Below are 1991 nucleotides of genomic sequence, written 5' to 3'. Positions count from 1 at the left end.
AAAATGTGGATTTTCAAACAGCCTTTTGGCATGGATACGGGTTGGACGCGGTCAGATGCTACTTATCCCAAACGCGTGTTCACGATATCTAGTCAGAGAAATTAATTTATTCTAATATAACAATCCAAACAAAAATACCGATAGTTATTTTTCATCAAAAATAAACCGCTATTTTTAAAAATCTTTTTTCACAGCTTAACGCGCCAAACGCTTATCCTACCGCCTCATCGCGCAAATGCTTAATACTTTTGTCTAGTTTCCACCCTGTTTTTCCTTTACAATCAGATTACCCGCAGCGATACCGAACCGCCGCTGCCGCTCTGTCGGATCGGCGCGGCTGCCGTATGGCCTTGCGGGCGCGCAGTGCCGTATTTTCAGACGGCTCTGATTTTTCCGGATAAGAAAAAAGGAATCATATGCGCCACCTGCCTCTGTCAGCCCTGCTCTTTACTCCCGCTCTGGCACACGCCGCCGATTTCGACGGCGCCACGCTCAGCCTGCTTTGGGGTCTGCCTTTCGCCCTGATTTTGCTCTCCATCGCGCTCTGCCCGCTGCTGATGCCGCATTTCTGGCATCACCATTTCGGCAAAATCACCGCGTTTTGGACCATTCTGTTTCTCATTCCCTTTACTCTGACTTTCGGTACCACCGCCGCCGTCCACACCGTCGCGCACGCCCTGGTGGAAGAATACATCCCCTTTATCCTGCTGCTTTTGGCGCTTTACACCATCTCCGGCGGCATTCTGGTATCGGGCAACCTGCAAGGCTCAGCCAAACTCAATACCGGCATGCTGGCGGTCGGCACCGCGCTGGCTTCCGTCATGGGTACGACGGGCGCGGCCATGCTGATGATCCGCCCGCTGATTAAGGCCAACGAAGGCCGCAAGCACAAAGTGCACGTTATCGTCTTCTTCATCATTCTCGTCGCCAATATCGGCGGCGGCCTGACCCCGCTGGGCGACCCGCCGCTCTTTCTCGGCTTTCTGAAAGGCGTGGATTTTATGTGGACGGTGCAACACATGCTGCTGCCCGTCATCATCAGCGTCGCCATTTTGCTGAGCGTGTTCTACTGCCTCGACAGCTACCTGTTCCGCCGCGAAAACCTGCCGCAGGCCGAAGCGCCCGCAAGCGGCGGCAAGCTGCAGATTGACGGCAAATTCAACTTTCTGCTGCTGGCCGGCGTGGTCGGCGCGGTATTGATGTCGGGTATGTGGAAGCCTGCCCACGAAGGCTTTGAAATCCTCGGCAGCCGCTACGCCCTGCAAAACCTGGTGCGCGACGGCATTCTGCTGGTACTGGCCGCCGTCTCGCTGCTGGCCACTCCCAAGCCCGTGCGCGCGGGTAACGAGTTCAACTTCGACCCGATTGCCGAAGTCGGCAAACTCTTTCTCGGCATCTTCATCACCATCGCTCCGGTACTCGCCATTTTGAAAGCGGGCGAAGCCGGCGCCCTCAGCGGCGTGGTTGCCATGGTACACGATGCCGAAGGCAATCCGATTAACACCATGTATTTCTGGATGAGCGGCCTGCTCTCCGCCTTCCTGGATAACGCGCCGACCTATTTGGTTTTCTTCAATATGGCAGGCGGCGACGCAGCCGCGCTGATGACCGGCAAGCTGCTGCACACCCTGCTGGCCATCTCCATGGGCTCGGTCTTCATGGGCGCGCTGACCTATATCGGTAACGCCCCCAACTTCATGGTGAAAGCCATCGCCGAGCAACGCGGCATCAAAATGCCGAGCTTCTTCGGCTATATGGTGTGGTCGTTCAGCATCCTGGTGCCGGTCTTTATCCTGCACACCGTGATTTTCTTTGTATTGGAACTCTTCTGATAGCGGGTTTGATCCGCAAAAGCCGTCTGAAACATCGATTTTCAGACGGCTTTTTTTATATAACCAGAGAGTAAATTCTGCTACGGTATTGGCTCGCAATGACGCGCCCCGAACCCCTAAGCTGCCCGATTACCGACACCGCCACGCTGCTACCGCACA

1 protein-coding gene is annotated in these 1991 nt (G+C 55.2%); it reads left to right on the top strand.

Features of this window, described 5'->3' with window-relative positions:
* The first annotated feature begins 416 nt into the window (after window positions 1–416).
* Window positions 417–1832 carry a sodium:proton antiporter gene (locus BDE01S_RS10235; RefSeq protein WP_066081189.1) on the top strand — a complete coding sequence of 472 codons (1416 nt, stop codon included), beginning with the start codon at window positions 417–419 and terminating at the stop codon, window positions 1830–1832.
* The last annotated feature ends 159 nt before the right edge of the window (window positions 1833–1991 follow it).

This window comes from Bergeriella denitrificans NBRC 102155 (assembly GCF_001592185.1).
Taxonomy (GTDB): Bacteria; Pseudomonadota; Gammaproteobacteria; order Burkholderiales; family Neisseriaceae; genus Neisseria; species Neisseria denitrificans.
Note: the sequence above shows the minus strand (reverse complement) of the source record. Positions and strands in the feature narration are given on the sequence as shown.

Coding starts and splice junctions, on each gene's coding strand:
- BDE01S_RS10235 (WP_066081189.1), top strand. CDS start 417: ATGCGCCACCTGCCTCTGTCAGCCCTGCTCTTTACTCCCGCTCTGGCA.